Source organism: Vibrio sp. 1978 (assembly GCF_033344345.1).
Genome location: NZ_JAWPOP010000695.1, coordinates 1 through 611 on the forward strand (window position 1 = coordinate 1; position 611 = coordinate 611).

A 611-nucleotide genomic window follows, 5' to 3' on the forward strand; every position below is an offset into this window, starting at 1 on the left:
AATATTCTTCTATCAATGGCGTAAAGGAACGTTCCTCGCGTAAATAAAAACAGCAGGTCGAAAACCTGCTGTTTTTGCATTTGGATCATGGCAACCCAAATACTCATTTAACCTCATTATCTCAGCATTGTATGGCTACTAGAACAATCGGTTCAGCCCATTCAATGCCGCTACACGATAGGCTTCGGCCATGGTCGGGTAGTTGAAGGTAGTATTAACGAAATATTCAATCGTATTGGCTTGGCCTTTTTGTTCCATGATGGCTTGACCAATGTGGATGATTTCTGCTGCACGTTCACCAAAGCAGTGAATGCCGAGAATTTCCTTGGTTTCACGATGGAACAAAATTTTCAAACTGCCGACATCTTTGCCTGCAATTTGCGCACGGGCCAGATGTTTGAATGAAGAGCGGCCAACTTCATAAGGCACTTTCGCTGCCGTCAGTTCTTGTTCTGTTTTACCAACAGAGCTGATTTCTGGAATGGTGTAGATGCCTGTTGGGATGTCTTCAATCAGATAGTTTTCAGCCTGACCTTTAGTGATCGCTTGTGCGACAAAGCGTCCTTGGTCGTAGGCTGCGCTTGCAAGGCTAGGGTAACCAATCACATCAC

At 44.8% G+C, this 611-nt stretch carries 1 pseudogene; it reads right to left on the minus strand.

Annotation, left to right across the window (positions count from 1 at the left end):
* Positions 1-138: 138 nt before the first annotated feature.
* Positions 139-611: pseudogene (locus R8N49_RS28600) on the minus strand (NAD(P)(+) transhydrogenase); the annotation flags it as partial.